General features: G+C 71.1%; 2 protein-coding genes. Both read left to right on the top strand.

Features of this window, described 5'->3' with window-relative positions:
- Positions 1-121 precede the first annotated feature (121 nt).
- Entirely contained in the window at positions 122-922 is an 801-nt protein-coding gene (gspN, locus tag AC1DOC_RS28920) for a type II secretion system protein N (protein ID WP_012746223.1), read from the top strand.
- A gap of 2 nt (positions 923-924) precedes the next feature.
- A partial coding sequence (gene gspD / locus AC1DOC_RS28915; protein WP_478131046.1) for a type II secretion system secretin GspD occupies positions 925-2560 on the top strand: 1636 nt, incomplete at its 3' end.

Genomic DNA, 2560 nt, shown 5'->3' with positions numbered 1-2560 from the left:
CACCTGACCCGTGCGGCCGCCGCGCCGCCGGCCGCCGGCAGCAAGGACCCGCAGCCCGCGAAGGTGCGCTGGGAGGGCACGCTCGTGATGGCGCTGCCCGCAGCCCGTTGAGCCTGGCCGCATGGTGACGCGCTCCTCCCTTGCCGAATCCGCGCCGCGCCGCGGCTGGCGCTGGGCCCTGCTCGGCATCGTGCTGGGGGCGCTGCTGGCGCTGGTGCTGTTCGCGCCCGCGCGCTGGCTGGCCACGGCGCTCTCGAACTGGAGCCAGGGCCGGCTGCTGCTCGTCAACCCGCGCGGCACGGTCTGGAACGGCACCGCGGCCGTGGTGCTTGCCAGCGGCGCCGGCGGCGCCGAGGCGGTGTCGCTGCCCGGCGCGCTCAACTGGCGCATGCGCCCGGCCTGGAGCGGCATGTTCGCCGTGCTCGACCTGCCCTGCTGCGCGGCGCGGCCGCTCCAGCTCAAGGCCAGCCCGCGCACGGACGGCATGCAGCTGCAGTGGGGCGACGGCAGTTCGCGCTGGCCCGCCACTTTGCTGACCGGTCTGGGCGCGCCCTGGAACACGCTCAGGCTCGAGGGCACGCTCGACCTCTCCACCCGGGGCCTCTCGATGCAGTGGGACGGCCCCGTGCTGCGCATCGCGGGCCAGGCCACGCTCGACGCCACCGACGTGTCGTCCAGCCTCTCGACGCTCAAGCCGATGGGCAGCTACCGCCTCACGCTCGAAGGCGGCAGCCGCCCGAGCCTGCTGCTGAGCACGCGCGAAGGCAGCCTGCAGCTGAACGGCAGCGGCAGCTGGAACGGCACCGCCTTTCGCTTCAATGGCGAAGCCAGTGCCGCGGCCGGCCGCGAAGACGCGCTTTCCAATTTGTTGAACATCATCGGGCGGCGCGACAACGCGCGTTCGATCATCACCCTGGGTTGATCATGATGAAGCCACTGACTTCGCCCGGCAGCCGCCTCGCCGCCGTTGCACTCGCAGCGCAGATGCTGGTTGCCGCCACCTTGCTGCAGTCCGCGCCCGTGTTCGCACAGTCCGGCGATGCGCCGCGTCGGGGCGAGCCCATCACGCTCAACTTCGCCAACGCCGACATCGAGGCCGTGGCCCGCACCATGGCGGTGGTCACCGGCCGCGACGTGGTGGTCGACCCGCGCGTCAAGGGCACGATGAACCTCGTCACCGACCGCGCCATCGCGCCGGCCGCGGCGTTCAACCAGTTCGCTTCCGCGCTGCGCCTGCAGGGCTTTGCGGTGGTGGAGGCCGAAGGGCTCTACAAGGTGGTGCCCGAGGCCGACGCCAAGCTCCAGACCCAGACCGTCAACACCGCCACGCCCAGCGCCGGCTCGGTGGCCGGCAACCAGATCGTCACGCAGATCTTCAGGCTCAACTACGAGTCGCCGAACAGCCTGCTGCCGGTGCTGCGCCCGCTCATTCCGCCCAACAACACCATCAACGTGAACCCGGGCAACAACTCGCTCGTGATCACCGACTACGCGGACAACATGCGCCGGCTGGCGCGCATCATCGCGGCGCTCGACGTGCCCAATGCGTCCGACATCGAGGTGATCCCGCTCAAGCATTCGATCGCCACCGACATGCTGCCGCTGATCACCCGGCTGGTCGACGGCAGCGGCTCGGGCGCCACGCCTGGCGCCGCCGCGCCGGGTGTGGCCGATGCGTCGTTCCGCACCACCTTGCTGGCCGACCCGCGCAGCAATGCGCTGATCCTGCGCGCGGCCAACCCGGCGCGCGCGGCGCTGGTGCGCACGCTGGTCCAGAAGCTCGACCGCGCGCCCGCCGAGAGCAGCAACGGCGCGGCCGGCAACATCTACGTGGTCTACCTGAAGAACGCCGATGCGGTGCGGCTGGCGGCCACGCTGCGCGCCGCCATGGCGGCCAACCAGCTGCCCGGCACGCCGGGCTCGCCAGGCGCCGCGGGCGGTGGTGGCCAGTCGCAGCCGCAAGCCAACATTCCGCAGGCCATGCAGCAGACCAGCCTCAGCGGGCAAGGCGGCGGCTCGGCGGCCGCCAACGCGCCGCTCAACAATGCCAACCAGCCCTCGACCGGCGGGCAGATCCAGGCCGACCCGTCGACCAACTCGCTGATCATCACGGCGCCCGAGCCGCAGTACCGCCAGATGCGCGCCGTGATCGACAAGCTCGACGGCCGGCGCGCGCAGGTCATGATCGAGGCGCTGATCGTCGAGGTCAGCGCCAAGAAGGCCGCCAACTTCGGCGTGCAGTGGCAGAGCGCGCTGGGCAACAACGCGGTCATCGGCACCAATTCGAGCCTGGCCAGCGCCAACATCCTGGCGCTGACGCAGGCGCTGGCCACGCGCGACGTGGCCAACGTGCGGCCGTCGTCGGGGCTGAACCTCGGCATTGCCGGCAAGATCGGCGGCCAGTACATCCTGGGCGCCATTGCGAACTTCTTCAACAGCGACGGCGACGCCAACGTGCTCTCCACGCCCAACCTGCTGACGCTGGACAACGAGGAGGCCAAGATCGTGATCGGCCAGAACGTGCCCTTCGTCACGGGCCAGTACGCCAGCACCTCGGGCT

Source organism: Variovorax sp. 01T439_2 (assembly GCF_056398445.1).
Note: the sequence above shows the minus strand (reverse complement) of the source record. Positions and strands in the feature narration are given on the sequence as shown.